This window comes from Chryseobacterium paludis (assembly GCF_025403485.1).
Classification (GTDB): Bacteria; Bacteroidota; Bacteroidia; order Flavobacteriales; family Weeksellaceae; genus Chryseobacterium; species Chryseobacterium paludis.
The window spans coordinates 2,680,316-2,706,513 of sequence record NZ_CP099966.1 but is presented as its reverse complement, the minus strand read 5'-3'; the positions used below and the strand labels follow the sequence as shown (position 1 = coordinate 2,706,513).

General features: G+C 33.7%; 27 protein-coding genes and 2 tRNA genes. 14 read left to right on the top strand and 15 right to left on the bottom strand.

Translation table 11 applies throughout. From position 1 onward, the window contains the following. Positions 1-79: 79 nt before the first annotated feature. The 3 genes from NG806_RS12235 (at position 80) to NG806_RS12225 (ending at position 3,312) form a co-directional block, all read left to right on the top strand. Complete coding sequence (locus NG806_RS12235; RefSeq protein ID WP_261509854.1) at positions 80-694, top strand: hypothetical protein; 615 nt, start codon at positions 80-82, stop codon at positions 692-694. 55 nt (positions 695-749) lie between these two features. Then, positions 750-1,805 carry an agmatine deiminase family protein gene (locus NG806_RS12230; protein WP_251040530.1) on the top strand — a complete coding sequence of 352 codons (1,056 nt, stop codon included), beginning with the start codon at positions 750-752 and terminating at the stop codon, positions 1,803-1,805. 295 nt (positions 1,806-2,100) lie between these two features. Then, positions 2,101-3,312: a hypothetical protein gene (locus NG806_RS12225; RefSeq protein ID WP_261509853.1), complete on the top strand. Its 1,212-nt coding sequence runs from the start codon at positions 2,101-2,103 to the stop codon at positions 3,310-3,312. A 185-nt stretch (positions 3,313-3,497) separates the two neighbouring features. Here NG806_RS12225 and NG806_RS12220 read toward each other — a convergent pair. Further along, a tRNA-Gln gene (locus NG806_RS12220) sits at positions 3,498-3,568 on the bottom strand. Between the two features lie 208 nt (positions 3,569-3,776). Continuing rightward, positions 3,777-3,847: transfer RNA gene (locus NG806_RS12215), tRNA-Gln, on the bottom strand. Between the two features lie 99 nt (positions 3,848-3,946). Here NG806_RS12215 and NG806_RS12210 point away from each other — a divergent pair. The 4 genes from NG806_RS12210 (at position 3,947) to NG806_RS12195 (ending at position 7,077) form a co-directional block, all read left to right on the top strand. Further along, positions 3,947-4,963 (top strand): AMP-binding protein, encoded by a 1,017-nt coding sequence (locus tag NG806_RS12210; protein WP_261509852.1) that lies wholly within the window; start codon positions 3,947-3,949, stop codon positions 4,961-4,963. Positions 4,964-4,987: 24 nt separating this feature from the next. Beyond that, positions 4,988-5,380 carry an alternative ribosome rescue aminoacyl-tRNA hydrolase ArfB gene (gene arfB / locus NG806_RS12205; RefSeq protein WP_214828178.1) on the top strand — a complete coding sequence of 131 codons (393 nt, stop codon included), beginning with the start codon at positions 4,988-4,990 and terminating at the stop codon, positions 5,378-5,380. 215 nt (positions 5,381-5,595) lie between these two features. Next, complete coding sequence (locus NG806_RS12200) at positions 5,596-6,075, top strand: hypothetical protein (RefSeq protein WP_261509851.1); 480 nt, start codon at positions 5,596-5,598, stop codon at positions 6,073-6,075. Between the two features lie 27 nt (positions 6,076-6,102). After that, a complete protein-coding gene (locus NG806_RS12195) occupies positions 6,103-7,077 on the top strand; it encodes a deoxyhypusine synthase family protein (protein ID WP_261509850.1) in 975 nt (324 codons plus the stop codon). A 162-nt stretch (positions 7,078-7,239) separates the two neighbouring features. Here NG806_RS12195 and NG806_RS12190 read toward each other — a convergent pair whose 3' ends face one another. Further along, a complete protein-coding gene (locus tag NG806_RS12190; RefSeq protein ID WP_261509848.1) occupies positions 7,240-7,386 on the bottom strand; it encodes a hypothetical protein in 147 nt (48 codons plus the stop codon). 87 nt (positions 7,387-7,473) lie between these two features. Between NG806_RS12190 and NG806_RS12185 the strand changes: the two genes are divergently transcribed. Next, positions 7,474-7,770 (top strand): MGMT family protein, encoded by a 297-nt coding sequence (locus NG806_RS12185; RefSeq protein WP_214828184.1) that lies wholly within the window; start codon positions 7,474-7,476, stop codon positions 7,768-7,770. A 2-nt stretch (positions 7,771-7,772) separates the two neighbouring features. Here NG806_RS12185 and NG806_RS12180 read toward each other — a convergent pair whose 3' ends face one another. Beyond that, positions 7,773-8,153, bottom strand: coding sequence for a helix-turn-helix transcriptional regulator (locus NG806_RS12180; protein ID WP_214828187.1), 381 nt, complete (start codon positions 8,151-8,153; stop codon positions 7,773-7,775). Positions 8,154-8,301: 148 nt separating this feature from the next. On the opposite strand from NG806_RS12180, the gene NG806_RS12175 reads away from it, so the two are divergent. From NG806_RS12175 to NG806_RS12165, 3 genes are all read left to right on the top strand, one after another. Then, the gene (locus NG806_RS12175; protein WP_214828190.1) at positions 8,302-8,994 is read left to right on the top strand and encodes a hypothetical protein; all 693 of its coding nucleotides are present in this window, start codon (positions 8,302-8,304) and stop codon (positions 8,992-8,994) included. 10 nt (positions 8,995-9,004) lie between these two features. Continuing rightward, positions 9,005-9,319, top strand: coding sequence for a hypothetical protein (locus tag NG806_RS12170; RefSeq protein ID WP_214828193.1), 315 nt, complete (start codon positions 9,005-9,007; stop codon positions 9,317-9,319). A gap of 192 nt (positions 9,320-9,511) precedes the next feature. Next, on the top strand, positions 9,512-10,537 hold the full coding sequence (locus tag NG806_RS12165; RefSeq protein WP_261509845.1) for an LLM class flavin-dependent oxidoreductase: 1,026 nt from the start codon (positions 9,512-9,514) through the stop codon (positions 10,535-10,537). 71 nt (positions 10,538-10,608) lie between these two features. Here NG806_RS12165 and NG806_RS12160 read toward each other — a convergent pair whose 3' ends face one another. The 3 genes from NG806_RS12160 to NG806_RS12150 all read right to left on the bottom strand — a co-directional run bounded on the left by NG806_RS12160 (position 10,609) and on the right by NG806_RS12150 (position 15,473). Continuing rightward, a complete protein-coding gene (locus NG806_RS12160; protein WP_261509844.1) occupies positions 10,609-13,647 on the bottom strand; it encodes an AAA family ATPase in 3,039 nt (1,012 codons plus the stop codon). Between the two features lie 2 nt (positions 13,648-13,649). Then, complete coding sequence (locus NG806_RS12155) at positions 13,650-14,855, bottom strand: metallophosphoesterase family protein (RefSeq protein WP_214828198.1); 1,206 nt, start codon at positions 14,853-14,855, stop codon at positions 13,650-13,652. 324 nt (positions 14,856-15,179) lie between these two features. Further along, positions 15,180-15,473 carry a GIY-YIG nuclease family protein gene (locus tag NG806_RS12150; protein ID WP_261509843.1) on the bottom strand — a complete coding sequence of 98 codons (294 nt, stop codon included), beginning with the start codon at positions 15,471-15,473 and terminating at the stop codon, positions 15,180-15,182. Between the two features lie 186 nt (positions 15,474-15,659). Here NG806_RS12150 and NG806_RS12145 point away from each other — a divergent pair, with 186 nt between their 5' ends. Both NG806_RS12145 and NG806_RS12140 read left to right on the top strand, forming a co-directional pair. Further along, entirely contained in the window at positions 15,660-15,911 is a 252-nt protein-coding gene (locus tag NG806_RS12145) for a VF530 family protein (protein WP_261509842.1), read from the top strand. A gap of 110 nt (positions 15,912-16,021) precedes the next feature. Continuing rightward, a complete protein-coding gene (locus NG806_RS12140; RefSeq protein WP_214828213.1) occupies positions 16,022-16,522 on the top strand; it encodes an FKBP-type peptidyl-prolyl cis-trans isomerase in 501 nt (166 codons plus the stop codon). Between the two features lie 65 nt (positions 16,523-16,587). Here the strand turns inward: NG806_RS12140 and NG806_RS12135 are convergent, their stop codons facing one another. Both NG806_RS12135 and NG806_RS12130 read right to left on the bottom strand, forming a co-directional pair. Beyond that, positions 16,588-16,965, bottom strand: coding sequence for a YchJ family protein (locus NG806_RS12135; protein WP_261509841.1), 378 nt, complete (start codon positions 16,963-16,965; stop codon positions 16,588-16,590). Positions 16,966-17,146: 181 nt separating this feature from the next. After that, positions 17,147-19,288: a M3 family metallopeptidase gene (locus tag NG806_RS12130; RefSeq protein ID WP_261509840.1), complete on the bottom strand. Its 2,142-nt coding sequence runs from the start codon at positions 19,286-19,288 to the stop codon at positions 17,147-17,149. 227 nt (positions 19,289-19,515) lie between these two features. Here NG806_RS12130 and NG806_RS12125 point away from each other — a divergent pair, with 227 nt between their 5' ends. Further along, positions 19,516-20,331: a head GIN domain-containing protein gene (locus tag NG806_RS12125; RefSeq protein WP_261509839.1), complete on the top strand. Its 816-nt coding sequence runs from the start codon at positions 19,516-19,518 to the stop codon at positions 20,329-20,331. 5 nt (positions 20,332-20,336) lie between these two features. Here the strand turns inward: NG806_RS12125 and NG806_RS12120 are convergent, their stop codons facing one another. The 6 genes from NG806_RS12120 to NG806_RS12095 form a co-directional block, all read right to left on the bottom strand. Beyond that, positions 20,337-22,220: a monovalent cation:proton antiporter-2 (CPA2) family protein gene (locus NG806_RS12120; RefSeq protein ID WP_214828222.1), complete on the bottom strand. Its 1,884-nt coding sequence runs from the start codon at positions 22,218-22,220 to the stop codon at positions 20,337-20,339. 3 nt (positions 22,221-22,223) lie between these two features. Next, on the bottom strand, positions 22,224-22,745 hold the full coding sequence (locus tag NG806_RS12115; protein ID WP_261509838.1) for an NAD(P)H-dependent oxidoreductase: 522 nt from the start codon (positions 22,743-22,745) through the stop codon (positions 22,224-22,226). Positions 22,746-22,860: 115 nt separating this feature from the next. After that, positions 22,861-23,775 carry a hypothetical protein gene (locus NG806_RS12110; protein ID WP_261509837.1) on the bottom strand — a complete coding sequence of 305 codons (915 nt, stop codon included), beginning with the start codon at positions 23,773-23,775 and terminating at the stop codon, positions 22,861-22,863. Between the two features lie 579 nt (positions 23,776-24,354). Continuing rightward, positions 24,355-25,161, bottom strand: a complete 807-nt coding sequence (locus tag NG806_RS12105) for a TPM domain-containing protein (protein ID WP_214828225.1) — start codon at positions 25,159-25,161, stop codon at positions 24,355-24,357. Next, positions 25,142-25,573 (bottom strand): TPM domain-containing protein, encoded by a 432-nt coding sequence (locus tag NG806_RS12100; protein ID WP_214829208.1) that lies wholly within the window; start codon positions 25,571-25,573, stop codon positions 25,142-25,144. Before NG806_RS12100 ends, NG806_RS12105 begins: the two co-directional genes overlap by 20 nt. Next, positions 25,570-26,178 carry a LemA family protein gene (locus NG806_RS12095; protein WP_214828226.1) on the bottom strand — a complete coding sequence of 203 codons (609 nt, stop codon included), beginning with the start codon at positions 26,176-26,178 and terminating at the stop codon, positions 25,570-25,572. The genes NG806_RS12100 and NG806_RS12095 overlap by 4 nt, the downstream gene beginning before the upstream one ends. Positions 26,179-26,198 lie beyond the last annotated feature (20 nt).

Below are 26,198 nucleotides of genomic sequence, written 5' to 3'. Positions count from 1 at the left end.
TTTTCTGATGATCTAATTTTGCAAAAGTAAATATCTATAACAACAGAAATTTATTTTAAAAATTTAGAAGACAAGATTAATGAAAAGAATATTATTTCCTCTTTTACTGCTATTTTCATATGAAGTGACTGCTCAAATTTCTATACAGGGATATGCAGGAACTAAAGAATCGGAAGTTTTAGGAATCTATGATAAAGATTTTAAATCAAAGTGGAACTATTTTGCTTCAGGAACGATTTCTTATAGATATGAATCTAAAAAACTGAATGCGGAAGTATATCAAAACCTCAATTATTATATAAGTCAAAACTGGGGAATTTCTGCGGGGGTTTATATTTCTAATGAAGATATTATGCCATCTGCAGGCTTTGCATTTATCAAAGAAAAAGGTGATTTTGGAATTAATTTATTTCCAGCCTTAACTTATTCTTTTGATAGTGAAGAAATGGGATTTGGACTTTACACATTAATTGAATACACTCCTAAAATTAATGAACACTTTAATTTGTACAGTATGCTGATTATGGAATCTGATTTTAGTTTTAAACAACATCAGGGTAGTGGCCAGATAATCAGACTGGGACTAGAGACCAGAAAAAAGCTGCAATTTGGTTTAGGTAGTACTATTTCTCAGACTGGGAATAATTTTGAAACGGAGGCTGATTTTGGAATTTTTATAGGAAAGAAATTTTAATATTATGAATAATAAATTTTTCACGTTTTTTTTAACATTAGGTTCAATATTTTGTATGTCACAGAATTATCATTTCCCTGAAGAATCATCACCTCACGAAGGAACCTGGCTTCAGTGGCCACATCATTATCAACATGGAAAAACATACAGGGAAAGAGTAGAACAGACCTGGATCGATATGACCAAAGCGCTACAGAATAATGAGAAAGTGCACATTATTGCTTATGATGAAAAAGAGAAAAAAAGGATCATTAGCCTATTGGAACAAAATAAGGTTTCGTTAAAGAATATTGATTTTAAAATTTATCCTACTGATGATGTATGGATAAGAGATAACGGACCTATTTTCGTAAAAGATGATCAAGGCCGTCTTTTGATTGAAGATTGGGGGTTTAACGGTTGGGGGGATAAATTTGACTCCGAAAACTGTGATCAAATTCCACAGCGTATTGGAAAAGATCTTGGTATCAAGGTTATTGATTTAAATGAAGAAATGGTTAATGAAGGTGGTGCTGTAGAAACTGATGGAAATGGAGTTTTGATGGCGTGTAAAAGTTCAGTGATCAGTCAGAAAAGTGGAGCTACAAGAACAAAAGGAATCACCCAGCAAGAAGCTGAGGAGATGTTTGAAACCTATTATGGAGTGTCAAAAGTGATCTGGTTGGATGGTGTTACAGGTTTGGATGTTACTGATATGCATATTGATGGATTTATGAAATTCATCAATCATAATACCATGATTACCATGGATGAAGAAGATTTATCAGATATGGGACTTTCTGATAAAGATATCAATACACTTTATACTGCGGCAAACATTAATGGAAAAGAATATAAAAAAATCTATGTGCCTGCTACAAAAAATAAAGTAAAAACGGCTTATGGAAAACAGTTGGAAGAGAAAGGTTCGTATGTAAATTATTATGTGGCAAATAATGTCGTTCTTGTTCCTAACTATGGAGATCCGAATGATGCAGTTGCTAATAAAATTATTCAGGAGCAATATCCGGGTAGAAAAGTAATAGGGATTGATGTAAGAAATCTATATGAAAATGGAGGAATGGTACATTGTGTTACTCAACAGCAGCCAGCTGGAAGTCTTCTCAAATAATAATACAAAAATAAAAGTAATAACCTTGATCAGAATTTGGTCAAGGTTTTTTATTGTTTTTAATCAGGCAGATTACAGAAACAATCTAAAGTGCTACACTTAATTGATAATCTTCTACACTTGCTAAATCCAGGTTTGTTATATGATTTATTAATTCAAAATTTGTTGAATTAAGTGCTGAATATATCTGCTTTATAGAACAAAAGCAGTGTTTGTATAGCTCTAATGGTTGGAACTAATTCTGAAAAACAACCTTAAAAAGAAGTAAGGAATCTTTAAACCAAATTCAAAAGCCATGAAAAAAATTACTTTATCCTTAGTATTGGTGGGGCTTATTATTTCATCCTGTAATAATGACCCAGATCCTCCCGCAGCAAATCTAAAAGCAAATCCAACAGCTATGAAAGCTGATTTACCAAACATGTCTCTAGATGACAAAAGGAGTTTTTTGGAATCTATCTTAATGAATTCAGCTAAAGCCATCGTTTTGGAAGCTCAGAACAATGATGAATCAAGGCACGTCATATACACTGAATTAGAGAAAAACATTGATGGTGATGATAATGCATTAGTTGATGTTTTTTACAAAAATATTCCAGCTTTAAATAATAGTGATGAATTTAAAAACAGTCTTATGGCTTTCAATGATTTGGAAGGAAATAAATATTTTCCGCAAATCTTTATTTATAACTATAGTGGCCTAAAATCTGCGGGTAATATAGGAACAACAAATCCAATTTTAGTAGCTTTTCACACAGGTGATGAAACACAGACATCGGTAAGAGCATATAAGCTAAATGCTGCTGGAGATTGGGAGTTTGTAAAAATGATTGATGAAGACACTGTTAATAATGAAGAAGTATGGATTTTCTCTTTAAATGAAACTTTTGTTGATACGATAGATTTATCAATATTGCCTAAGGAAAATGTTCAACGTACTCAGCAACCCGATCCTGCAGGTCCTCCCCCTCCTCCAGACGATCGTTGCCAGAACGGAATTCATTATTGGCCTTATTTTGAATATATGACCATAAGAAAACATAATGAATCATTCCTGGCCGGGAAAAGTGATATCTGGACTAAAACCTATACCGGATGGAATACACCCAATAGTGTAAATCCTTGTAACTCTTCTTTATCTCGTATTATGTGGACCAATAATCCGAATGGTGAGGTGTTTGTAAAGAAGTTCACAAGATATATGATTCCTAATATAGCATTATATGTTGTTTGTGGATATGCAGGATCTTGGGATCCAGGACCAGGAAATGTTGGCGGGTGGCAAGGAGATGCACTGAATTATGTTATTTATGAAAAAGATACATGGCCAACAGGAGTGAAATCAACGACTATTAACAATAATGGGTTTAATGGAAATTATCAGTATCGTTCTGCAGATAATTATTATGATAAAGGAATTATCTATAATTATCTTAATGGACCTGGTGATATGAATCATTTTTCAAGAGATATAAGTGGACAAATCAAATTTAATTCAAGATTGTAATTTTCGTGTTTTTACTATAATTGCTCTTTCATAAGATAGTAAAGTGATCGAGTGAAAAACGTACCGTTTTTAATATAGGTATGGCTGGTTTACCAGTCATACTTTTTATTTTTGAATGTCAAGAATGATTTCTGATGATATAATAGCAAGTATAATAAAAAACCACCCTTAAAAAGGATGGTTTGTAGACCCACAGGGATTCGAACCCCGACTGACGGTACCAAAAACCGGAGTGCTACCGTTACACTATGAGTCTGCGTTATTTTTTGGTGGTGCAAATTTATAAATTTTTTCCTTATATGCAAAAATCTTTGGCGAAAATTCTCTTTGTTGATCAATATAAAATAATAACAAATTGTATTTTAGTCTGTTATTGAAAGATCTTTTTTGAATTAGATTATTTATTAATGAAATTAAAGCAAACCATATGAAAAACAAAAACCACCCTTAAAAAGGATGGTTTGTAGACCCACAGGGATTCGAACCCCGACTGACGGTACCAAAAACCGGAGTGCTACCGTTACACTATGAGTCTGTTTTATTTTGGTGATGCAAATTTAAAGCTTTTTTCTATACATACAAGAACTTTTTAAACTTTTTTTTACATTTACATCACTTTTTATTTACAACAAACATGGTGATAGACTTCAATAATCTCAAAACTAATAATTTACATTCACAGACTGAATTTGAAAGAAAAGTGATTTTTTTTTTAGAAAAATGGTTGGATGATTCAAAAACGGTGGCGGTGCAAACATCGGGGTCCACCGGAGTTCCAAAGGTTTTTGAAATTGAAAAGGACAAAATGCTGAATTCCGCAATGATGACCTGTAACTTCTTACATTTGAAAACGGGAGATATAGCTTTGTTGTGCTTACCAACAGAATACATTTCCGGGAAGATGATGATTGTACGCTCATTTGAAAGAAAGATGAAGTTAATAATTGCTGAACCATCTTTACAACCGCTTAAGAATCTTGAAACAGAAATCGACTTTTGTGCCATGACTCCATTACAGGTTGAAAATTCAGTGGATAAGCTACATTTAGTTAGAAACTTAATCATTGGTGGAGCATCAGTATCAGAAAGTTTAAAGAAAAGAATCTCACATCTTACAACCCATATATTTGAAACATATGGAATGTCTGAAACCCTTTCACATATTGCTTTAAAACAATTGGCACCACAAAAGGAAGATTATTTCACTGCCTTTGAACATGTTACCATCTCTACAGATGAAAGAGGATGTCTGAAAATTTTCGCACCTAATGTGAATGGTGAGATTTTACAAACTAACGATTTAGTTGATGTTAGGAATAGAAATCAGTTTAAATTTTTGGGGAGAATTGATCATGTTATCAACACTGGTGGAGCAAAAATATTTCCTGAAGAACTGGAAGCTTTGGTGAAAAAGGAAATTCCGAATGAAGTGGTATTTATGGGAGCAGCAGATGAACTTTTAGGACAGAAACTCATTTTAGTAATTGAAGGTGAAGAATCAGATGAAATCATAAGAACGATATCAAATATCCCGTTTGAAAAAAACTTTCATAAACCCAAAAAGATTATTTTTACTCAGCAAATACCGAGAACTCCAAACGGAAAGGTTAGTCGTATTGAGCTATACAAAAAAATAAGCGATAGTTTATAACCCTTAATTTCCTAATCCATAATCATGAAAGACTTTTCCAAAGAACTTAATTTTAAAACTTCCCGAAGCAGTGGCGCAGGAGGGCAAAATGTAAACAAAGTTGAAACCGCTGTTACTGTACTTTGGCATGTTGATGACTCTGGATTTTTTGATGAGAATGAAAAGGTTTTAATTCAAAATAAATTAAAAAATAGGATCAATGCAGAGGGCTTTTTATTCTTAACGGTCTCTGAGAGCAGAGCCCAGCTAATGAATAAAAATAAAGCTATTGAAAAAATTCTAGAAATTGTAAATAAAGCTTTAATAATTCCTAAGAAAAGAGTAGCAACAAAGCCGTCAAAAGGGCAAAAGCAGAAAAGGCTTGATACTAAAAAGAAAATAGCAGATAAAAAAGAAAACCGCCGTTTTAAATTTTAATTGTTTAGTTTGACAAAAACATTATTTTTGCCGAAATATTAAAATAAATGATAAAAAAAATTACATTATTAGGGATGTTTTTTATTTCTATGTTATCTCTGGCACAGCAAAAAATTTAAATTCTTCCTTCGGTTGGATACGCATGGAGAGTTGCTAAGACCCCAACAAATATTTCACGAGATACAAAAAATTATATTAAAGGCTTAAAGAGCGGTGTGAATTTCGATATTTCAGCCTACTACAATGTGAAAGGGAATATAAATTTGGGAATAAAATATTCTAATTACAGTGCCTCAAGTAATGGAAGAATCTCTGTGCTGGATAATAATGGACAAGTTGTTTCTGCAAATGTAAGTACAAAAGATAATATCAGTTTCTTTGGGCCTGCATTTATGTATTCTAATTTCAATGATGAGTCAAAGCATAAGTTTTATTATGATGTTGCATTAGGTGCTATTACATATACTACAAAAACCGGAACAGTAAAAGGAAAAGGTTCTAACTTGGGATTAGATGCTAATTTTGCTTATCAGTATGCATTATCAAAATATTTCTTTATCGGTCCAAAAGTAGGATTGACTGCCGGAACATTGAGTAAAATGACTTTCAACGGAAACACAGTGAATTTAGGAGATGATGAAAAAGAAGGATTAACCAGACTTTCTCTAAGTGCGGCTGCAACATTCCGATTTTAAGTTTTATCTTTGCAAAAATCAAAATAAATGAACAAGCCAATTTCTGAGTTTATAGAGAAATATTACCTGCACTTCAATGCAGCTGCATTGGTGGATGCATCAAAAGGTTATGTTGCACATCTTAAAGATGGTGGAAAAATGATGATCACTTTAGCGGGAGCAATGTCAACTGCTGAATTAGGGAAAATTCTTGCTGAAATGATCAGTCAGGATAAAGTAGATTTTATCTCTTGTACAGGAGCGAACCTTGAGGAAGATTTAATGAACCTGGTTGCACATTCTCACTATGAAAGAGTTCCACATTACAGAGATCTTACACCGCAGGAAGAGTGGGACTTGTTAGAAAGAGGTTTAAACAGAGTTACAGATACTTGTATCCCTGAAGAAGAAGCTTTCAGAAGATTACAGAAACATATTGTTGAGATCTGGAAAGATGCCGAGGCAAAAGGTGAAAGGTATTTTCCACACGAATATATGTACAAAATGATTCTTTCAGGAGTTTTAGAGCAGTATTATGAGATCCCGAGAGAGAATTCATGGATGATTGCTGCCGCTGAAAAAAACCTTCCAATTGTAGTTCCGGGATGGGAAGATTCTACAATGGGGAATATTTTTGCATCTTACTGTATCAAAGGAGAACTTACAGCTACAACAATGAAGTCAGGAATTGAATACATGATGTATTTGGCAGATTGGTATACTAAAAATTCTGCTGGAAAAGGAGTTGGATTCTTCCAGATTGGTGGCGGAATTGCAGGAGATTTCCCTATTTGTGTAGTACCAATGTTATATCAGGATATGGAAATGCATGATGTGCCTTTCTGGTCTTATTTCTGTCAGATTTCTGATTCTACAACATCTTACGGTTCATATTCAGGGGCTGTTCCAAATGAGAAGATCACTTGGGGGAAACTGGATATTACAACACCTAAGTTTATCGTTGAAAGTGATGCGACAATTTGTGCACCTTTAATGTTTTCTTACATTTTAGAGAATTCTTAATCATTATTTCTCACTGATCGTGAGAAAAAAATATAAAAAACGCTTCACTTTGTTGGAGCGTTTTTTATTTGTTGGGATATGAAAAATATTCATGCAATCTGATAGATGTGGGAATAAATAAAAAAATATCAGGTTTGTAATGAGATGCAAAATAATAGGCAGCTAATCCATAGAATTAATAAGTACAAAGTATCGATAGGCCAAAATGCCTTTTTGGATCTTTGTTAGAGAGCCTGGATCTTTATCACTTAATTTAGGTAAAATCTTTTTATTGATTTTATTCAGAAGGCTGAAGAATGATTTTTTCATAACTTTATATTTTTAATGAGAAACATCATTGAAATTATTATAGTTCAAAAATGATGCAAATAATTAAATAATCTTAATATACCTGATATGGACGAGGTTTTCAAGCAACAGATTTATGAAATAACCAGGCTTATTCCAAAAGGCCGGGTTTCTTCGTATGGAGCAATAGCAAAAGCAGTGGGTTATCCAAATCATTCCCGACATGTTGGAAAAGCCATGGGCGGTTGCCCAAAAGATGTTCCGGCACATCGGGTTATTTCAAGTTCCGGAACTTTATCGGTAAAAGAGTTTCAGCCTAAGCTTGAAGCAGAGGGTGTTGTAGTTGAGAATTTTAGAATCAAAAACTTCAAACAGCTTTTCTGGGATCCTCTTAAAGAATTGTAGACTTATTTTTTTCCTTTTAAGCTTTTAATTTCTTCATTTAATTTTCGATTTTCTTCTTTTAATAAAGAAATATATTCCTGAAGGTTCTCAACGATAGAAAGAGGAATTGTACTATTATTATATTGATAGATACCAGATGCCGAACTGTCATTAAAAACAGGATGGTCGTTATTAACTACGATTTGAGCATCATCTTCTTCATAGATCTCTTCCATGGTGACATCTAAGAAATTAGCTATTTTTTCCCATTCGGCTCGTACTATTTTCACATCCCCACTTTCCTTTCTACTATAGTTGGAGACATCGGTAGCAATGATATCAGCAATCTGCTGCTGAGTGTATCCCTTTTTCTTTCTAATCAAACGTAATTTTTCTTTTTGCATCTCGCATTTTTATACAAATATGCAAAAAAAATGTACAAATCACATGACGCGTGTACAGTAAAAACACAAAAAAGATACAATACGATGATGCACTAAGAACGTTCTTACTTTTATAGTTTTGGAAGACAACAAACAAAAACACAACACAATGAGAAAAAAATTATTTATAGTAGGAACAATGTTCCTGCTGGTTTTTCAGTCATGTTCTTCTAATGAAGATTTATCTACTGGAAAAGATTCTAATGCGGACGTAACTCAAAAAGTTTCTTTAAAGAATGGGAAATTAAGTTCAGAAGCTTTATCTAATTATGTGTCCGTTCAACTCAGCATTCAGTCTGAAATTAAAAGTATTCTTGACAATGAAAAGAATGCCAACTTTTCTGTAATTCAATCAGGAATAAATAGAATAAATACAGTCGAAGAGCTGGAAATATTGTATAAATCTGCGAAAGTTGAACATAGTAAAGAATTAATTTCTATGTATGAAAAATTAAGGGATAATAGCAAGAGTTTTAGAGATTCTAACTCAGATTTTTATTCCAAATATAATGAAGGAGAAAGAAGGAAAATGCTAACGAATGAAATAGATCAACAGCTTGGCTATAATGAAAATGGTACCCTTACAGGTAGAAGAAATTGTCATTCTGCTTTTATGACAGCTTCTAATAGATGTATGAGAGATTATGCTATAGAAATAGGTGGATCAGTTTTAGTTGGTGTATTTACTGGTGGAGTTGGTGGAGTTATTGCAGGAGGTATAGCTACCGCCCATATGGTAGTCTGTAATTCGGATGCAGAAAGTGATTATCAGGGATGTGTGAGAAATGGAGGTGGAAAATAAAATTTAAGATATGAAATTTAAATATGCTTTAATGTTTTCAGTCCTCATATTAGCTCTTACTCCTTTATTTGCAAGAGATAGCACATGGCGTATTATTTTTGAAATTTCCTGTTTTATACTATTTTTTCTGTTGGCAATTATTGCGTGGAAACGAAATGAAAGAATGGCATTTATTGCATATGTATTCTTAATACTGACGAATGGTATCCAAGTATTGGATAAAGGAGATAATTATTTTTTTGTTCAGATTATTCTTTTAATAATAATGCTTATTCTGGGAATTCTGGAATGGAGTAGAGCAAAAAATAAAAGTGGCATAGATTAACTATGCTACTTTTATTATCAAGACATGGATTTATTTTTCCTAGTATTATCTAATTATTTCAGTTGTTTTTTTATAAAGGTCAAGATTATGGATGGTAATTTCATTTAATAATCTTGATTTCCATTCTTACCATTGATCAATGTTTTTGATTTTTGATTCCTGTAATTTTGAGATAAATTAAAAACATACAATATGGAATTAGGAATAGGAATGTTTGGTGATTTAGCTTTTGACCAGACAACAGGGAAATATAAAGATGCCGGAGTAAAAATCAGAGAAATTCTCGAACAGGTAAAATTAATGGATGAGGTTGGAATCGACGTTTTTGCAATGGGAGAACACCATCGTCCTGATTATGCTGTTTCTTCTCCTGAAATGGTATTGGCAGCAGCAGCGAGCATTACAAAAAATATTAAACTGGCAAGTGGTGTTACTGTTTTAAGTTCATCGGAACCAGTAAAAGTTTATGAAGATTTTTCAACATTAGACCTTATTTCTGATGGAAGAGCAGAAATATTTGTAGGAAGAGGCAGTTTTATTGAATCCTTTCCACTTTATGGATATTCACTGAATGATTATGAGCAACTCTTTGATGAGAAGTTAGAATTGTTGTTAAAAATAAACTCAGAAGAGAATGTTTCATGGTCAGGAAAGCTTCGTGCACCGATGCAGAATCAAACGGTCTATCCAAGAGCAAAGAATGATGGAAGGCTTCCTATATGGAGAGCTGTTGGTGGAACTCCGCAATCAGTTTTAAGTGCTGCGAAACTAGGAATGCCATTAGTCGTGGCGATTATTGGTGGAATGCCTATTCAGTTTAGAAACCTGATAGAATTCTATAAACAGGAATATCAAAATGCTGGACACGATATTTCTGAGATGCAGATCGCCATACATTCTCATACTTTTGTAAGTGATGACCAGAATGTGGTAGATGGCTATTTCAATAATTATAAGTCACAGATGGACAGGATAGGATCTTCCAGAGGTTGGGCTCCATATACTAAAGCTCAATATGATGGTGGAAGAAGTAAAGATGGTGCTTTATTTATTGGAAGTCTTGCTGAAGTTTCTGATAAGATTGCTTATATGAAGGAAATTTTTGGTATTACCAGATTTGTTGGACACATGGATGTAGGGGATCCGGACCATAATTTGATGATGAAATCTATTGAATTATTTGGTCAGGAAGTATTACCTAACATTAAATCTTTATAAAACAAAGAAACTCCATTGAGCAATTCAATGGAGTTTTTTTTGATATGATATTGAAGATTGAAAAATGCTATTTAAATGATCTTAATAAGACTTCCACGCTCTTCATCTTTTACAATACTCAATGAAACGGGGATTTTTTCTTTAAGTTCTTCTACATGCGAGATAATTCCTACGATCCTGTTTTCCTTTTGGAGCCCCATCAACGTTTCAAAAACAATATTTACTGATTCCACATCCTGTGTTCCAAAACCTTCATCTATAAAAAAGAAATTTTTATCTGCTTTTGTTGTAGCCTGTACACTTTCTGCTAAAGCTAAAGCCAAACTTAATGATACCTGGAATGCCTGTCCTCCAGATAATGTTTTTACACTTCGGGTTCGTCCCTCATTCAGGTAGTCAACTATTTCAAAATCATTGTTCTCATTCAGTTGGAGACTCAGTTGATTTCTGGTCATCTTATGGAATCGTACATTTGCGTGATCGCAGAGTTGTCTTAGATAAATGGATGAAACGTACTGAACAAAACCGGCTGCTTTAAACAAGTTGGTCATCACTTTTAAATTCTCAGATCGCTTCTGAAGTTCACTGAGATTTTTCAGAAGACTTTCTTTTTTCTTAAACTCTTTTTCAAGCCTGTCAATTTCAGAAATAGTTTTAACAACAGTGTCGTTAGCTTGCTTTAATGTTGTTTCAATAATTTTAAATTGATCTTCAACAGAATGAAACTCTTCTTTGTTAAAAGAGAAATCTTTAAGCTTTACCTCTAGTTCCTGAATTCCGTTTTTTAATGTTTCAAACTGAATTCTGAACTGTTGGATTTGATTCCTTTTCTCCTGAACATGGATTTCTTCTATTAAGATATTTTGAACATCCATTAATGTAGTAAAACCTTGTTGTGCTAAAGCGAGCTGTAATGATTCTTCGTTGGAAGAAATTTCTTTTTCTAGCTCTGAAACCCTGATAGCTAGCTGATTTACAATGGTTTTTTGTTCTGCCAGTTTGGGCGCAGTTTCTTTTTCCTGATTAGTTAGAGTCTGATAATTTCTTTCAACATCAAGATTGGATTCAGCTAATTTTTGATGAAGGTCGAAAACCTCAGGATATGATTGGTCCTTATAATCATTCCAATTCAAAGTCTTTAAATTTGAACGATTGGTGTTGATCTGTTCTTCTTTTTTTGCTTCTTCCAGTTTAAATTCGTCCAAAGCTTTTTTATACTTTTCTAGGGTTTCCTGCTCTTTTTCAAGAATTTCTCTTTCCTTTAAAATCAGCTGACTGATTTGTTCCATCTGCTTTTCTATGGTAAATGACTGTTGACGTTTTAATTCAAAGTCATTTTCTTGATCAGCATTAAAATTTTCCCATATAAAATTTTGACGATGAGTTAATATCTCTTTTTGAAGCTGATTTAAAACTTCCTGCTCTGTTCGTAATTGATCTTCAAAGATCTTTTTACGATCCAGAATTTTTTCAATTTCAGAAGTCTGTTTTTGAATTTTTAAAAGTTCATTTTCGATAGATTGTATTTTTTCCTGAATATCATTGAGCTCAGTATTCACATCGTGAAATCCGACAATATTTGGATGTTCTAACGATCCGCAAAGTGGACATGATTCACCATCATGTAATTCGTTGGCAAAACGGGATAATTCATTCTGAATTTTAAGGTGGTCAAACTTTTGTGATAATTCTTTTCTGCCAGTTTCTAAAGAATCTGTTTTTAGTTTAAAATCTTCTCGAAAATTTTCAGGATTGATATTAAAGGGCTTTAAGTCTTCTAAAACCTTTGTGATTAATCCCTTGTAATGAATTAGTTTTTCGGTTTGCTTGTGTTGGAGATCATTCAGATTTTTTTTGTGTACAAACCAATTTCCAACACTAATTAATAAATTAGCCTCAATTTTTTTTGGTTTTAAAGCTTCTGTCTCCTTAGTAAGATCATTTATTTTTTTTAAAGTGTTCTTTTGTTTTTCTTCAACTTCCTGCACTTTTTCAGAACCCTTCTGTGTCCTTTCTTCAAGTGTTTTTATTTCAGTCGAAAACTTCAATATTTGTAAGATCAAACCTAAATCATTTTCTTGTGTTTTTGACTGTCCTAATGCATCAAATTTAGGTTGGAGCGATAGAAGCTGTTCTCTTATTTTAGTGAAATTTTTCTCGGTTTCCGCTACATATTTTATATGGACTTCCTGCTCTTTTTGTCTTGCGGAAATTTCATGTGATAGCTTCTTTTTTTCATTTAGCAAAGGATTAAAGATTCTGAAAACAGTATCATAGATATTTGTTTTCTTTTCTAAAGCATCAATCTTTAATTTATCAGCAGATATCTTTTCAAAATCCTCTTTCTTTTGTTGTAAATTTTCAAAATCTGTTTTTAGACTTTTTAATTGCTGATATTTTTCTGAAGCTTGTTGATGCTCATTTTTTACCTGATCGTATTTTTGCTGCTCTTTTGTAAGATTTTCTTTTTGAGAATTAATCTGTTCCGCACTTATTTCCTCAAATCCTTTCAATTCACCTTGTAATTGATCCAGCTCAGATTTGTTTCTGATATTTAAAACCGAGACATTGTTTTGTAAATCAAACCGTTGAAGATTAAAAATTTCCTTCATCATGCTCGTTCTTTCTGCTGCTCCCAATTCAAGGAATTCCTTAAACTGGCCTTGCGGAATAATAATTGTACGCTTAAAATTCGCATAACTTAATCCTATAATTTGCTCAGCATCAGAATGGTCGAGTGGTATCCATTTTTCATTCCTCTTTTCATAAAAAGTTACAGAGGAAGGTTTTACATCATCAAATTTTTTGGAATTTCTTTTGAAATCTCGGGTTGCACGGAATAATTTATTTTCATGGTTTATGAAATCAAATTCAATATAGGAACTGTTTGATTTCAGATTCATCATATTGTAAGCTCGTTTGTCACGCATATTCAAACGCTCCGTTTCACCATATAAAGCAAAAGAAATTGCTTCAAGGATAGATGATTTTCCGGAACCAACCGAACCAAAGATTCCGAACAATCCAGCCTCAGTAAGGTTTCTGAAATCGATAGTCTGACGTTCCTGATAAGAATATAGACCTTCTATTGTTACTTGAATTGGGATCATGATTAAGCGTTTAAAATTTCATTGAACATTTTCATTAAGTCTTCATTAGGTTGCTGTCCATTATTTTTAGATTTAAAATAATCCTGAAATAAAGATTGAATATCCTGATTCAGATTAATTTCATGAAGATGGTTTTCATTGAAATCCTGATTTTTAACCTTCGGAATCAAGTGAACGATACCATTGTGAGACTGGTAAATACGTTTTCTTTCATCTGCTTTTAAAAATGTTTCACTTTCCAGTGTCAATTCAACCAGAGTATCTTGATTTTCAAGTAACCATTCAATAGTTTTTTCTATAGAATCAAATGTTTTTCTAATGAGAGACTTTCCATTTTTTAGAGCTACTCTTTCATATGAAACCTCTTTGTTGGGCTCTGCTTCGATAATATTGACATATTTTGTTTGTCCAGCTTCACTGAAGCTATAACATAGGGGTGAAGAAGAATATACAACCGGTTTTTCTTTTGTTCCAATATTCTGAAAACTGTGAAGATGTCCCAAAGCAGTATATTGAATTTGATCAGGGATAATATCGGAATAAATAAGGTCTGCAGCTCCAATTTTAATAGGCTTTTCACCTTCAGGCTCTTCAATGAGTTCTGTGCCTCTTTTATTCATATATAAATGAGCTGTTAAAATATTGACGCCATTGGTGTCACAAAATTCATCAGCAAGCTTTTTCCAGTTTTCAGCTAGAACTTTATTAAGTTCTTCCTCTTTATTCTCTCCAAAATATTCCTTTAATCGGACCTCGTTTGCATAAGGAGTATGTAAAATTCGTATTGGGAAATCTAAACCATTAAGTTGTAACTCGATCAATCCTTCAACCGAATTTGAAATCGTAAAATTTTCCAGTTCAAATGGGTTAATCTTAGCTTTTGGATGACCAATTAAAATAATTCCACATTCTCTGGCAAGTGGATCGGGAGCATCAATTAAACTTGGAGCATCATGATTTCCCGAAATAGCTATAACAGGACGCTTCCCATTTAATGATAAACGTTTTAACGTTTTATAAAACAACTCAATGGCATCAACTCTAGGGTTGAAGTTATCAAACAGGTCCCCGGCTACAATAATCAGATCTACCTTTTGTACGTCGGCTATTTGAACAATTTCATTCATAACCTGAACCTGTTCTTCCAGACGTGAAAACCGATCCAGACGTTTCCCTAAATGCCAGTCGGCAGTATGCAGAATTTTCATAACTCAAATGTAAGAAACAAAAAAGGGAAAGTGAAATTTAGATGGTAATTTCGCTAACCTAATAATAGATTGAGCTATTAGGTGTGGTTAATTATAACAATTGTCACTTCATATGAAACGGAATGGAGCGTATCAAGAAATGGTTTATCGTACTTCGTAGTAGAAGGTTCTCGATACAAAATTATTTTCCATTTCATTTCAAATAATTTCACTCGAACTGACGGAATGACTGTCGTCACTTCGAGTATGAAACGAAGTAGAATGTATCGAGAAGTGGTTTTTCAAACCTCTATTAATGATCTATTGCAAAAGTGATCTCTCTCATTATTTCGTAAAATTTTTCTTTGCCAGATTAGGTAAGTCATTAAAACGGTCTTCGATAAGAGCCTGTTTTTTAGCCCTCGACCATTTTTTTATTTTCTTTTCAAAAGTGAATGCTTGTGTGATATCCATAAAATGGCAGTAGTAAACTAAGTCCAAAGGTCTTCTTCCGTACGTGTATGAGTCGAAGTGTTTTCCATTCTGATGTTCTTCAAAACGTTTGTAAACGTTTTCTGTTACACCGGTGTAATAAGTATTATCAGAACATAGTAATATGTAGACAAATGAACTTTGCATAATTAAAAATAGTGAAAAGTTCTCGATACAAAATTATTTTCCATTTCATTTCAAATAATTTCACTCGAACTGACGGAATGGCCATCATCACTTCGATTACAAAACGGAGTATCAAGAAGTGGTTTAGCATACTTATTTAAATTTTAAAGAATTTTAAAGTCTTATTCTTATTTTTACAAAAAAAAGATGCACGAAAAATCTCCAGATCCCTTACACGGCAAAAGGCTTGATGCTATGCTAGAGGAGTTAGTTGAATATTATGAAGGATTTGAAAAGTTAGGAGAGCAGATTAATATTAAATGTTTTACGGATAATCCAAGTATTAATTCTTCGTTGAAATTTTTACGTAAAACCGATTGGGCAAGAACAAAAGTTGAAAGTCTGTATCTCTTTATGTTGAGACAGAAAAAAAGGAATGAAACAAAGAATAGAAAGTAGAAGATCTGATATTGCTTTAATACTCTTTTCGTATTTCTTCTCTAAATAAATCAAAATAGTATATTTGCACCGTTAATCGTGAAAAAAGACTCACGAAAAAAAGAAAAAATATGACAATCGAAAACAATCATGTTGTAGCTGTAAGTTACATACTTCACACAATCGAAGAGGATGGAAGTAAGATTCTTGTAGAAGAAACAACAGCAGAAAATCCACTTACATTTTTGCACGGTGTAGGAATGATGATCCCAAAGTTTGAGCAAAATATCCTTGGTTTAAAAGCGGGTGATAAAGCAGCTTTTACTATTCTGCCTGAAGAAGCCTATGGTGACAGACAACCGGATGCTATAGCACAATTACCAGTTGATATGTTTAATGAATCTGGTCTTCCACCTGTTGGAGCTATTTTGCCTTTGTCTGATAATCAAGGGAATAATTTTCAAGCATTGGTAGTTGAAGTAACGCCAGAAGTTGTAATAGCTGACCTTAACCATCCGATGGCTGGAAAAGTTTTAGATTTCCAGGTGGAAATTTTAAACACACGTCCCGCTACAGAAGAAGAATTAGCACATGGTCATCCTCATGGAATTGACGGAACAGATGCTCACTAAAAAATAATAGAAATGTCCGATTTTTTCGGACATTTTTTTTAATATCAATATTGTTGATGATTATTTTAATCTAAAAATTTTCCAGAAACATAATACCAGCGGTCATGCATTTTCTGAAAAACAGAAAACTCATGATGAACTTGTGGGTTTCCATCCTGATCTGTATAATAAGCCTTAAATTCAACATGATTTAAAGCTGGAGTTTGGACAATTTCTAATTTTGTCCATTCATTAATTTCACACCATTCCTGCAAATCTTTTTTGTTATGCAACTTGCGCTTTCCAGGTGGAGTGGTTTCCATTAAATATTCTCCATTAGGAATAGCAAATGCTGAAAATCGGGAACGCATTAAAGCTTCTGCTGTTGGAGCATGTTTTTCTCCTGTATGATAAGGCTTACAACATTGTTCATATGATTTTCCAGAGCAACAGGGACAATTCATTTATTTATTTTTTAAAACACAAAAATCACGAATTTTTATCACAAATACCACAGTTTTTGTTCTATTAATTAAAATTTCATTTGAATCAATGGTATAATTTCTGTGCTTATACGTGAATTTATTTGGACCATGTATGTTTAAAAACAAAAAAAGCATCCAACTTAATGAATGCTCTAAAAATTTATTTTATAAACCCTCTGTTTCTCAATAAAGGTTTAATATCCGGATCATGTCCTGTAAAATCTCTAAATGCCTGATTCAAATCTACAGAGTTTCCTACAGAAAGAATGTATTTTCTGAAACGGTCTCCGTTTTCTCTTGTTAATCCACCATTATTCTCAATCCATTCCCAAGCATCATTATCTAGTGTTTCAGACCATAAGTAAGCATAATATCCTGCTGAATATCCACCACCCCAAATATGTGCAAAATAAGGGGTATGGTATCTTGGCGGAACGGTTGCCAAGTTAAATCCATGTTTTTCTAAAGATTGTTTTTCAAAATCGAGAACTGGGATCAACTGGCTTTCATTCGTTACAGTATGCCAATCCATATCAAGTTCTGCCGCAGAAACCAATTCTGTTGTCATATAACCTTGATTGAAAGTTCCAGCTTTTTTTATCTTATCAACTAATGCTTGTGGTATAGGCTGTTTAGTTTCATAATGAAGTGCATAGTTTTTTAGAATAATAGGATCTAATGCCCAATGCTCATTAATCTGTGAAGGAAACTCTACAAAATCTCTTGGTACATTAGTTCCTGAAAGAGAAGGATATTTTTGACTTGCAAACATTCCGTGAATAGAGTGGCCAAACTCATGAAACATAGTGGAAACATCATCATAACTAATTAAAGATGGTTTTCCAGGAGCTGGTTTTTGATAGTTATAGCAATTGACAATGACTGGTTTTGTTCCCAAGAGGTAAGACTGTTCAACAAAATTACTCATCCATGCACCACCATTTTTAGAATCTCTGGTATAGAAATCTAAATAATAAATGGCAATTGATTTTCCGTCATGGTCGAAAACTTCATAAGTTACAACGTCAGGATGATAGGTTGGAAGATCTGTTCTTTTTTTGAAAGTAAGACCATAGAATTTTTCGGCAGCATAGAAAACTCCTTTTTCTAAAACAGTTGTTACTTCAAAATAGGGTTTGATCTGGTTTTCATCTAGATCAAATTTTGCCTTTCTTACCTGTTCAGCATAGAAAGTCCAGTCCCAGGGCTCTACTTTGAAACCCCCTTTTTGTTGATCAATTAAATCCTGGATATCTTTTGCCTCTCGTCTTGCTGTTTCTACAGCAGGAGTTGCAATCTGATTCATTAATTTGGTAGCTGCTTCAGGAGTCTTTGCCATCTGATCCTGCAGTTTCCATTCTGCGAAGCTCTTTTTACCTAAGATCTGGGCTTTTTTAAGTCTTAATTTAGCAAGTTTTTCAATTGTCTCTCTCGTATCATTGGCATCTCCTTTTTCAGCTCTTAACCATGAAGCTTTAAAAAGCTTTTCTCTGGTAGCTCTGTTTTTTAGGTTTTGTAATAAAGGTTGTTGAGTGGTATTTTGTAAAGCTAACAGATATTTTCCAGGTTGTCCTGCTGTTTTTGCATCTGTTGCTGCCGCTTCAATTTCATCAGGAGAAAGCCCATCAAGTTCTTTAGCGTCTGAAAAGAAAACACCACCTTGCTTTCTAGCTTCTAACAATTTATTTGAATATTGAGTAGAAAGTGAGGCTAGCTCTTGGTTTACTTGCTTTAATTTCTCTTTATCTGCAGCAGAAAGATTAGCACCTGCAATTTCAAAATTCTGCTTATAGAATTGTAATAATCTTTTACTTTCAGAATCTAAGCCACCTTCTTTAATGGCCTTTATCCTTTTATAAAGATTATCATTAAGATACATTTTATCAGAATGAGCTGCCAGAATTGGAGCATATTCCTCATCTAAAGCTTGTAATGTGGGGTTTGTATTTGCACCTGTTAAGTTTGAAAATACAGTCAATGCTCTTTTTAAAACTTCGCCGCTCTTTTCTAAAGCAACGACCGTGTTTTCAAAAGTAGGTGCTGCTGAGTTGTTAGCAATTGTAACGATTTCAGCATCGTGCTGTTTTAATCCGAAATCAAAAGCCGGTTTAAAATCTTCATTTTTAATTTTATCAAATTCGGGAGCCTCATACTGAAGTTTGCTTTTCTTCATAAAAGGGTTTGACGAAAGAGAAGAATCTGGGACAGGAATTTCCTGTTGAGTATCGGTTTTTTTCATTGTTGTACAAGAGTAGTTAAATGCCAAAGCAGAAATTAATAATACCGATGAAATATTTTTCATAAAATTAGTTATTATTGAAGGATAAAGATATTAAAAACTAATGTATTGACACGAAAGTCTTTATTGAAAAGATTAAAAAGAGTGTGCAGGAAAATCTGTTTTGATGGGAATTGGCAGTGCTTCTAATTTGGAAAATGAATATAATTATCCAGACGGTTGTAATATTTTTTATACATTAGTTGTTATTAATATAGAATACTTAAACTTAATTTATAAAATTGATACATATGAAAAAAACGACTCTTTTTATCTTTTCAGCTTTCGTGGTATTAGCCTCGTGTAATGAAAAACATGATAGAAAATACAAAGAAAAAAGTGATTGGGTGTCTACTGTAACAGACAAAGATCACGGACCTACAAGGGAAAAGGAATTTAAAGGTGACTTTGATGAAATAGAGGTTTCTCAGGCTATTGATGCACAAATTATAAAATCTGAAACAGAAAGAGTAGTTATTTCAGCACCTGAAAATATTATTAATGAAATTCTTGTAGATAATAGTGGGGGAAAACTTCATATTCATTATAAGCCAGGAATCAGAGTAATGAATTCAAGTAATGTAACTGCAAAAATTTACACTAAAGACTTTACTAAGCTTGCAGCAAATTCTGCGGGAAAAATTACAGTTAAAGATAAGTTTGTTCAGGAAAAGACAGATATAGAAATATCCAGTGCCGGAAGTATTACCGGAGACCTGGAAGCTAATGATTTTGAAATTTCTGCTGGTAGCAGCAGTAGCTTTGAAGGTAAAATCTGGGCTGTTGACTTAGATGTTGACGCCTCTTCTGCGGCAAGTATTTCAATATCCGGAAAATCTAAAAATGCCACGATTACTTCCTCTTCAGGAAGTAGTATTTCTGCTGAGAATGTTGTTGCAGACAATGTAAAAGCTGAAGCTTCAAGTGGAGCAAATGTTGAAATAAGTGTAACATCAAAAATTGATGCTAACGCTTCTTCAGGTGGAAGTATTGATGTACATAAAAAAGGGAATGTTACTGCTGTAAACAAAGAGGAAAGCAGTGGCGGAAGTGTAAACATACACTAAGGGAGTTAATTTTCAGGATCTTCTTCTTCTTCTTCAACAGTTGTAGAGCCTTCCCAATCTTTATTATCAAAACTAAGATTATCAAATGCCAATAGCTCCTCCTCTCTTTGGAGGAGTTCTTTTGTGGTAAAAAGGAGTATTTCATCTTCTTCTTTTATTTTCGCCAGTCTTCTTATAGAGGCTTTATCAATAGCCATAAATCTTTGACCAAGTCGTCTTGCTGCATATTTTCTCATACCTGTTTCATGAAGAACATCAATAGCCATATCTACGGCTGTGCCTAATGTTTCACGGTAGATATTATCAATACCGTTGTTTAGGTAACTGTACGCATCAATTCTATTTTTTGCCCTTACAAAAATTTTAACGGTCGGATAGTGTTCACGAACAAGATCAGCAATGAACATATTATCATTCGCATCATCAAGACAGAGAACCAATACTTCAGCATCTTCAATTCCAGCGGCTCTTAAGATAGGAATTCTGGTAGCATCCCCGTAATACACTTTAAAGCCATAACTTCTTAATAACTTTACCCGATCAGAATCTCTGTCCAAAACAGTTGCTGTAATTTTATTGGCTTTTAATAACCTCCCCACTGTACTTCCAAAATGACCAAAACCAACAATGATAATTTTCTTTTGAGTGACATTACTGTCGAGAATATTAAAATCATGTTCACCTTCTGGCTCTTTCTTAATGAATTTAGGGGTAAGAAATTTATCGTTTAAAATTAGAAGGAACGGAGTGATACACATTGTAATCGCGGTTACAGCCATCATTTGAGCATTTAGTTCAGGACTTAAAAGATAAAGATCCGAGGCGTAGTTCAGGAGAACGAAAGAGAACTCTCCAACTTGCGAAAGAGCAAACGCATAAAATAAACTTTGCGGTGTATCAATTTTGAAAAACTTTCCGATCGCATATAAAACAACAAACTTTATCATTAAAACGGCAAATACAGTGCTGAAAATAAATATGGGATCCTGTTGAATAATATTGAAATTCATTGTAGATCCTACACTCACAAAAAAGACAGCCAATAATAAACCCTTAAATGGATCTATCTGTGCTTCAAGTTCGTGTCTAAACTCACTATTAGCTAACATAACTCCTGCAAGGAAAGCTCCTAGTGCTGGAGATAAACCTATAGCGATCATTAGTTCTGAAACTCCAATAACCAGAAATAGAGAAGAAGCAGTTAACAATTCCGTCATTCCTGATTTTGAAACATACCTTAAAAACGGAACAAATACGTATCTTCCCAATAAGATAAGAAAAGCTACTCCAAATAATACGGTAGCTGCTTGCAACCATTCAGGCAGTTTTTGAATGATTATTTGTATTTCATTATCGTGACTTCTCGCTTTATAATGTGCTATAAGAGGAAGTATGGCAAGGATTGGAATTACCGCAATATCCTGAAATAATAAAGTGGAGAAAGAAGCTTCACCGGCCATTGTTTTCAGGTTATTCTTTTCCTGTAAAGTCTGCAGAACAATAGCGGTAGATGACAGTGCAAAACACATGGCTACAGCCGCCGCTTTATCAATTCTCCATCCTACAGCAATGAAAACCAAAATAAGCAAAGAAATGGTAAGAAGCATCTGGGTTAATCCCAGTCCGATAATTTTTTTTCGCATTTCCCAGAACTTTCTGGGTTCCAGTTCTAATCCGACTAAAAATAAAAGCATGATCACTCCAAACTCACTGGCATGCATAATATCGTTTACATTCTTTCCTGTGAGTTTAAGAACATAAGGGCCAATAATTATTCCTCCAGCAATGTATCCAATTACGGAACTGAGTCCAAATTTCCTCGCCAGTGGAACCATAATAATGGCTACACCAAGGAATAATAATGTGTTCATTGCTAAAGAAGATTCCATATTCTATTGATTCAGTAGTTCCATAAATTCTTTTTTATGCAGAATAATTTCCTTTTTTGTCAGTTTATTAGCTTCATAGACGATCTTGATATTTTTGATATTGGCTTTGAAAACATTTAAAGAAACAATTAATCCACTTATAAGTTCATCTATAGTGTATTTATAAGTTCCTGTTTTTGTAAAAGATCTTTCTTTCCCTCCTGTGGTTACTAAAATGTGCACCTCTTTTCCTTCCAATGGATTATACTCCCCCTCTTTTAACCAGTCGCGGTCAAAAACTTCATCAATCCATAACCTTAGTAGTGGAGGCATTCCAAACCAGATGATCGGAAATTGAAAAATAAAACGATCATAATTATTCAGTCTTTTTCTTTCTCTGAAGGCAGCGATATGAAAGTCTGGATAATCCTCATAAAGATCACGTAGGGTAAAATGCTGGTGGCGAACATAGAAGTTGATAAGCTCTACATTCGAGTTAGAATGTTCTAGGTAAGGATGTGCAAAAACCACTAATGTCTTTTTCAAAATGTGCTCTTTCTGTAAATTTAAAAAGATTTTTTTACAATAATGGATTGATTTCTAGGTAATGTAAAAAAAGACTACAACGATTGTTATAGTCTTTTCATTCTAAATAGCTATTCTAATTGCTGGGTTTAAATACTGTCCAGTTAAACCCGTCACTCACAAGCATTACAGTCTTGGTTTTGCTGGGATCACTGTCGCTTCCAATCATCGAGAAATTTGTATTTCCTCCAATTTTTGAAGCATCAATAATTTGACCAACAAGAGTAGTAATTTGAGCAGTAATTGTTGTAATATTTCGTACAAAAATAATAGCACCAGGAGCAGTTTTAGGGCTTGGTAAAATGTAATTATCATTTTGTGCAGCTGGTTGTAGACTTACTACAGTGCTTGTTATTTGTGCCCCACTACTTATTAAGGTTTGAGGGGTTGAACTTATGACACCATTTACTTCAAGCCTTGATTTTGCGGTTCTTATTGTAGGATCTACACCAATTCCCATATTTCCATTGTTGTCAATAGATGAATTATAGTGATTAGTGTAATTCCCTGTATTAGTAGTAGAGGTTCCAAACCAAATTTCTCCTCCTACATTCCTTCCTGTTCTCATTACAACAGAAGATATCAGGTTGGGTTTTGTGAAATTCTGATTATAGGCATATCCTTCAAAAGCAGTGATACTTCTGGATGTTCCTACAGTCTGCGGAGTAATTGGAGTGCCATCAAAAAGTGTATTATGATAAGCGATTGCCTGGCCTTTATTACCATTGGTAAATAGACCAATATTTACATCTGCATTTCCATTTCCTACCATGGTTAGGAGATCTATTGGAGTTGTTGTTCCTATCCCTACCTTTCCATCTTTAGTAACAACAAAATCATTTAGTTGCTGCATGAAATTTGCTGTAGTGCCATTATCCCTATTACCATCGATATGAAACATTGCTTTTGGATCACTTGTATTTACTCCTACCTGAGCTGTTACAAGCAATGGAAATAATAATGCTGAGATTCTGAAAATTTTCTTTTTCATCTTAAATAATTTTTTGTGTTTTTTATTATATGAAATTCTTCGGAGATTTCACTTCCTTCAAAAATATCAATTTTTTTTTAAAATCCCTCATTCGTGAATATTTTTTACAATAGAAATTAATTGAATTAAACATCTTGGTTGAGATTTTCTAGTACTGTAAATGTTTTACCTAGAATAAATTTAATATTTTTAAAATCTTTGTAATTAGGGATTACGATATGTGATTCACAGCTTATTGCCCGACAAATTATGTTGTAACAGAAACTAAATTATTCTTTAAGGGATTTGTCTTTGAGGACATGAAAAAAAGTATAAGAATTACCCCAAAAGCAAAAGCCTCTAAGACCAGAAGACCTTAGAAGCTTTTATATTTAAATTTTATAAAAAGATATAGGATTTGTTAAATATATTAATATTCATAGAAACAGTATTGAGAATCAGTATGGATAACTTCATTCTCCTTTAATGAAAGTATTTTCTCAATGATGATTCCAAGAATTGGAAAAGGAAATATATTTGTTGAAAGATCATCACTAATTGATGTATTCTAATACTTTATTGTATGTGTTTACCTTTATCTTACCATCCTCCTGAAGCGCCACCGCCGCCGAAACTTCCACCGCCGCCAAAGCCTCCAAATCCACCGCCTCCGGAGCTTCCACCTCCAAAACCACCACCTCCAAAACTGCCTGGGAAAGGAAAGAATCCACCAGGATAATTTCTACGACCTCTTCTTGTAAGGATCACATCATCGTCGTCATTATTATTTCCGCCACCACCACCTCTGTTTCCAAAGAGTATAGCGAGAATAATAAATATCACGAAGGCAATGATGAGTACTTTAAATGCTTTTGTATTCCCGCCACCGGAGGGTTCATTGATGGGTTTAAACTTTCCCTGTACCGCCTCCATAATGGCTGAGGTTCCCCTGTTAATGCCTTCGTACCAAAGTCCTTGTTTGAAGTTAGGAGTTACGAGATAATCCAATATTTGCCCTGAAACAGAAGCTGTCAGGTATTGTTCAACTGCTCTTCCTTGCTGTATAGACATTGTTCTGTCCTGGGTAGCAATAAGAAATACAATACCATTATCCACTCCTTTTTTGCCAATTCCCCATTTTTCACCAAACATTGTTGCCAGAAAATTGACATCCTGTCCTTTGGTACTTGGAATGATGATTACTTCAATTTCCGTTGATGTTGAATCAGCAAACTTAATTAGTTTATTATTTAGAGCATCTTTTTCCTGCTGTGAAAGCAAGTTGGCTTCATCATAAACAGGATATAAAACAGTTGGTTTTTTAGGTATAGTATATTGTGCTGATACAAAGCTGTAAAAGCAAATAAATAGAAATGAAAATACTATTTTAAGAGAATGTAATTTCATTGGGAAGTTCGTTGTGATTTTCTCCTTTTACAGGAAAATACTTTTTAAGTTCAAGACCGGTTTCCAGAATAGCACTTTTCAATGCCTTATGATAGTTTCCTTTTGCAAATTCAGAAGTGATAAAATCATGGAGATGGTCCCAGTAATATTGCTGCACCTTCTCATGAATTCCAACATCCCCAATAATCGTAAGATATTTTTGTTCGAAATTGACATGAAAGAGTACTGCATTTCTTTCGGCGGTTTTATGCATATCCAGTTTTTTAAAAACTTCTAACGCCGTTCCGGCGTTCTGAGTCTCTGTATTGGAATCTATATGCACTCTGATCTCGCCTGTAGAATTTTCTTCCGCAGATTTAATAGCTTCCACGAGGGAAGCTATTTGCTGATTTGTTAGGAAATTGCTCATTATTCAGAGAAAACATCAGGTGCTTTACTCGCTCCTGCTTCCGCCTTGAAGTATGGTTTTTCTTTAAAGTTTGTAAAATTCGCCAAAATATTATTTGGGAAAGTTTTAATTGATGTATTATAATCCTTAGCAGCATCGTTAAAATAAACAGTTTCTGATCTGATACTGTTTTCGATTGCAGTATATTCTCTTTGGAAATTAATATATTGTTGATCAGCTTTCAGGTTAGGATAAGATTCTACGACAGCCATTAATCTGCTTAATGCTCCGGATAATTCTCCCTGTGCAGCTTGGAATTTTGCAAGATCTGCTTCTGTCATATTGGTAGGGTCAATATTGATAGATGTCGCTTTAGAACGAGCTTCAACAACTTTAGTTAAAGTCTCTTGTTCAAATTTTGAATACGATTTTACCGTTCTTTCAAGATTAGGAATTAAGTTGGCTCTTTTCTGATATACAGTTTCTACGTTAGACCATTTGCTATTGACATTTTGTTCTTTTGTAACGAAACTATTATATCCGCTTTTTCCCCAGAAGAAGATGACAGCAACAATGATAAGGAGAGCGATGCCAATTGTTCCAGCGCTCAGACAGCCTTTATTTTTCATAGTTTATTTTTTTTAAATTT

Bases quoted from the DNA above. Each gene is read 5' to 3' on its own strand.
- NG806_RS12140 (WP_214828213.1), top strand. From the start codon at position 16,022: ATGACAATCGAAAACAATCATGTTGTAGCTGTAAGTTACATACTTCAC.
- NG806_RS12145 (WP_261509842.1), top strand. From the start codon at position 15,660: ATGCACGAAAAATCTCCAGATCCCTTACACGGCAAAAGGCTTGATGCT.
- NG806_RS12165 (WP_261509845.1), top strand. From the start codon at position 9,512: ATGGAATTAGGAATAGGAATGTTTGGTGATTTAGCTTTTGACCAGACA.
- NG806_RS12195 (WP_261509850.1), top strand. From the start codon at position 6,103: ATGAACAAGCCAATTTCTGAGTTTATAGAGAAATATTACCTGCACTTC.
- NG806_RS12095 (WP_214828226.1), bottom strand. From the start codon at position 26,178: ATGAAAAATAAAGGCTGTCTGAGCGCTGGAACAATTGGCATCGCTCTC.
- NG806_RS12125 (WP_261509839.1), top strand. From the start codon at position 19,516: ATGAAAAAAACGACTCTTTTTATCTTTTCAGCTTTCGTGGTATTAGCC.
- NG806_RS12130 (WP_261509840.1), bottom strand. From the start codon at position 19,288: ATGAAAAATATTTCATCGGTATTATTAATTTCTGCTTTGGCATTTAAC.
- NG806_RS12185 (WP_214828184.1), top strand. From the start codon at position 7,474: ATGGACGAGGTTTTCAAGCAACAGATTTATGAAATAACCAGGCTTATT.
- NG806_RS12135 (WP_261509841.1), bottom strand. From the start codon at position 16,965: ATGAATTGTCCCTGTTGCTCTGGAAAATCATATGAACAATGTTGTAAG.
- NG806_RS12150 (WP_261509843.1), bottom strand. From the start codon at position 15,473: ATGCAAAGTTCATTTGTCTACATATTACTATGTTCTGATAATACTTAT.
- NG806_RS12225 (WP_261509853.1), top strand. From the start codon at position 2,101: ATGAAAAAAATTACTTTATCCTTAGTATTGGTGGGGCTTATTATTTCA.
- NG806_RS12160 (WP_261509844.1), bottom strand. From the start codon at position 13,647: ATGATCCCAATTCAAGTAACAATAGAAGGTCTATATTCTTATCAGGAA.
- NG806_RS12120 (WP_214828222.1), bottom strand. From the start codon at position 22,220: ATGGAATCTTCTTTAGCAATGAACACATTATTATTCCTTGGTGTAGCC.
- arfB (WP_214828178.1), top strand. From the start codon at position 4,988: ATGAAAGACTTTTCCAAAGAACTTAATTTTAAAACTTCCCGAAGCAGT.
- NG806_RS12180 (WP_214828187.1), bottom strand. From the start codon at position 8,153: ATGCAAAAAGAAAAATTACGTTTGATTAGAAAGAAAAAGGGATACACT.
- NG806_RS12210 (WP_261509852.1), top strand. From the start codon at position 3,947: ATGGTGATAGACTTCAATAATCTCAAAACTAATAATTTACATTCACAG.
- NG806_RS12170 (WP_214828193.1), top strand. From the start codon at position 9,005: ATGAAATTTAAATATGCTTTAATGTTTTCAGTCCTCATATTAGCTCTT.
- NG806_RS12230 (WP_251040530.1), top strand. From the start codon at position 750: ATGTCACAGAATTATCATTTCCCTGAAGAATCATCACCTCACGAAGGA.
- NG806_RS12175 (WP_214828190.1), top strand. From the start codon at position 8,302: ATGAGAAAAAAATTATTTATAGTAGGAACAATGTTCCTGCTGGTTTTT.
- NG806_RS12155 (WP_214828198.1), bottom strand. From the start codon at position 14,855: ATGAAAATTCTGCATACTGCCGACTGGCATTTAGGGAAACGTCTGGAT.
- NG806_RS12105 (WP_214828225.1), bottom strand. From the start codon at position 25,161: ATGAAATTACATTCTCTTAAAATAGTATTTTCATTTCTATTTATTTGC.
- NG806_RS12190 (WP_261509848.1), bottom strand. From the start codon at position 7,386: ATGAAAAAATCATTCTTCAGCCTTCTGAATAAAATCAATAAAAAGATT.
- NG806_RS12110 (WP_261509837.1), bottom strand. From the start codon at position 23,775: ATGAAAAAGAAAATTTTCAGAATCTCAGCATTATTATTTCCATTGCTT.
- NG806_RS12235 (WP_261509854.1), top strand. From the start codon at position 80: ATGAAAAGAATATTATTTCCTCTTTTACTGCTATTTTCATATGAAGTG.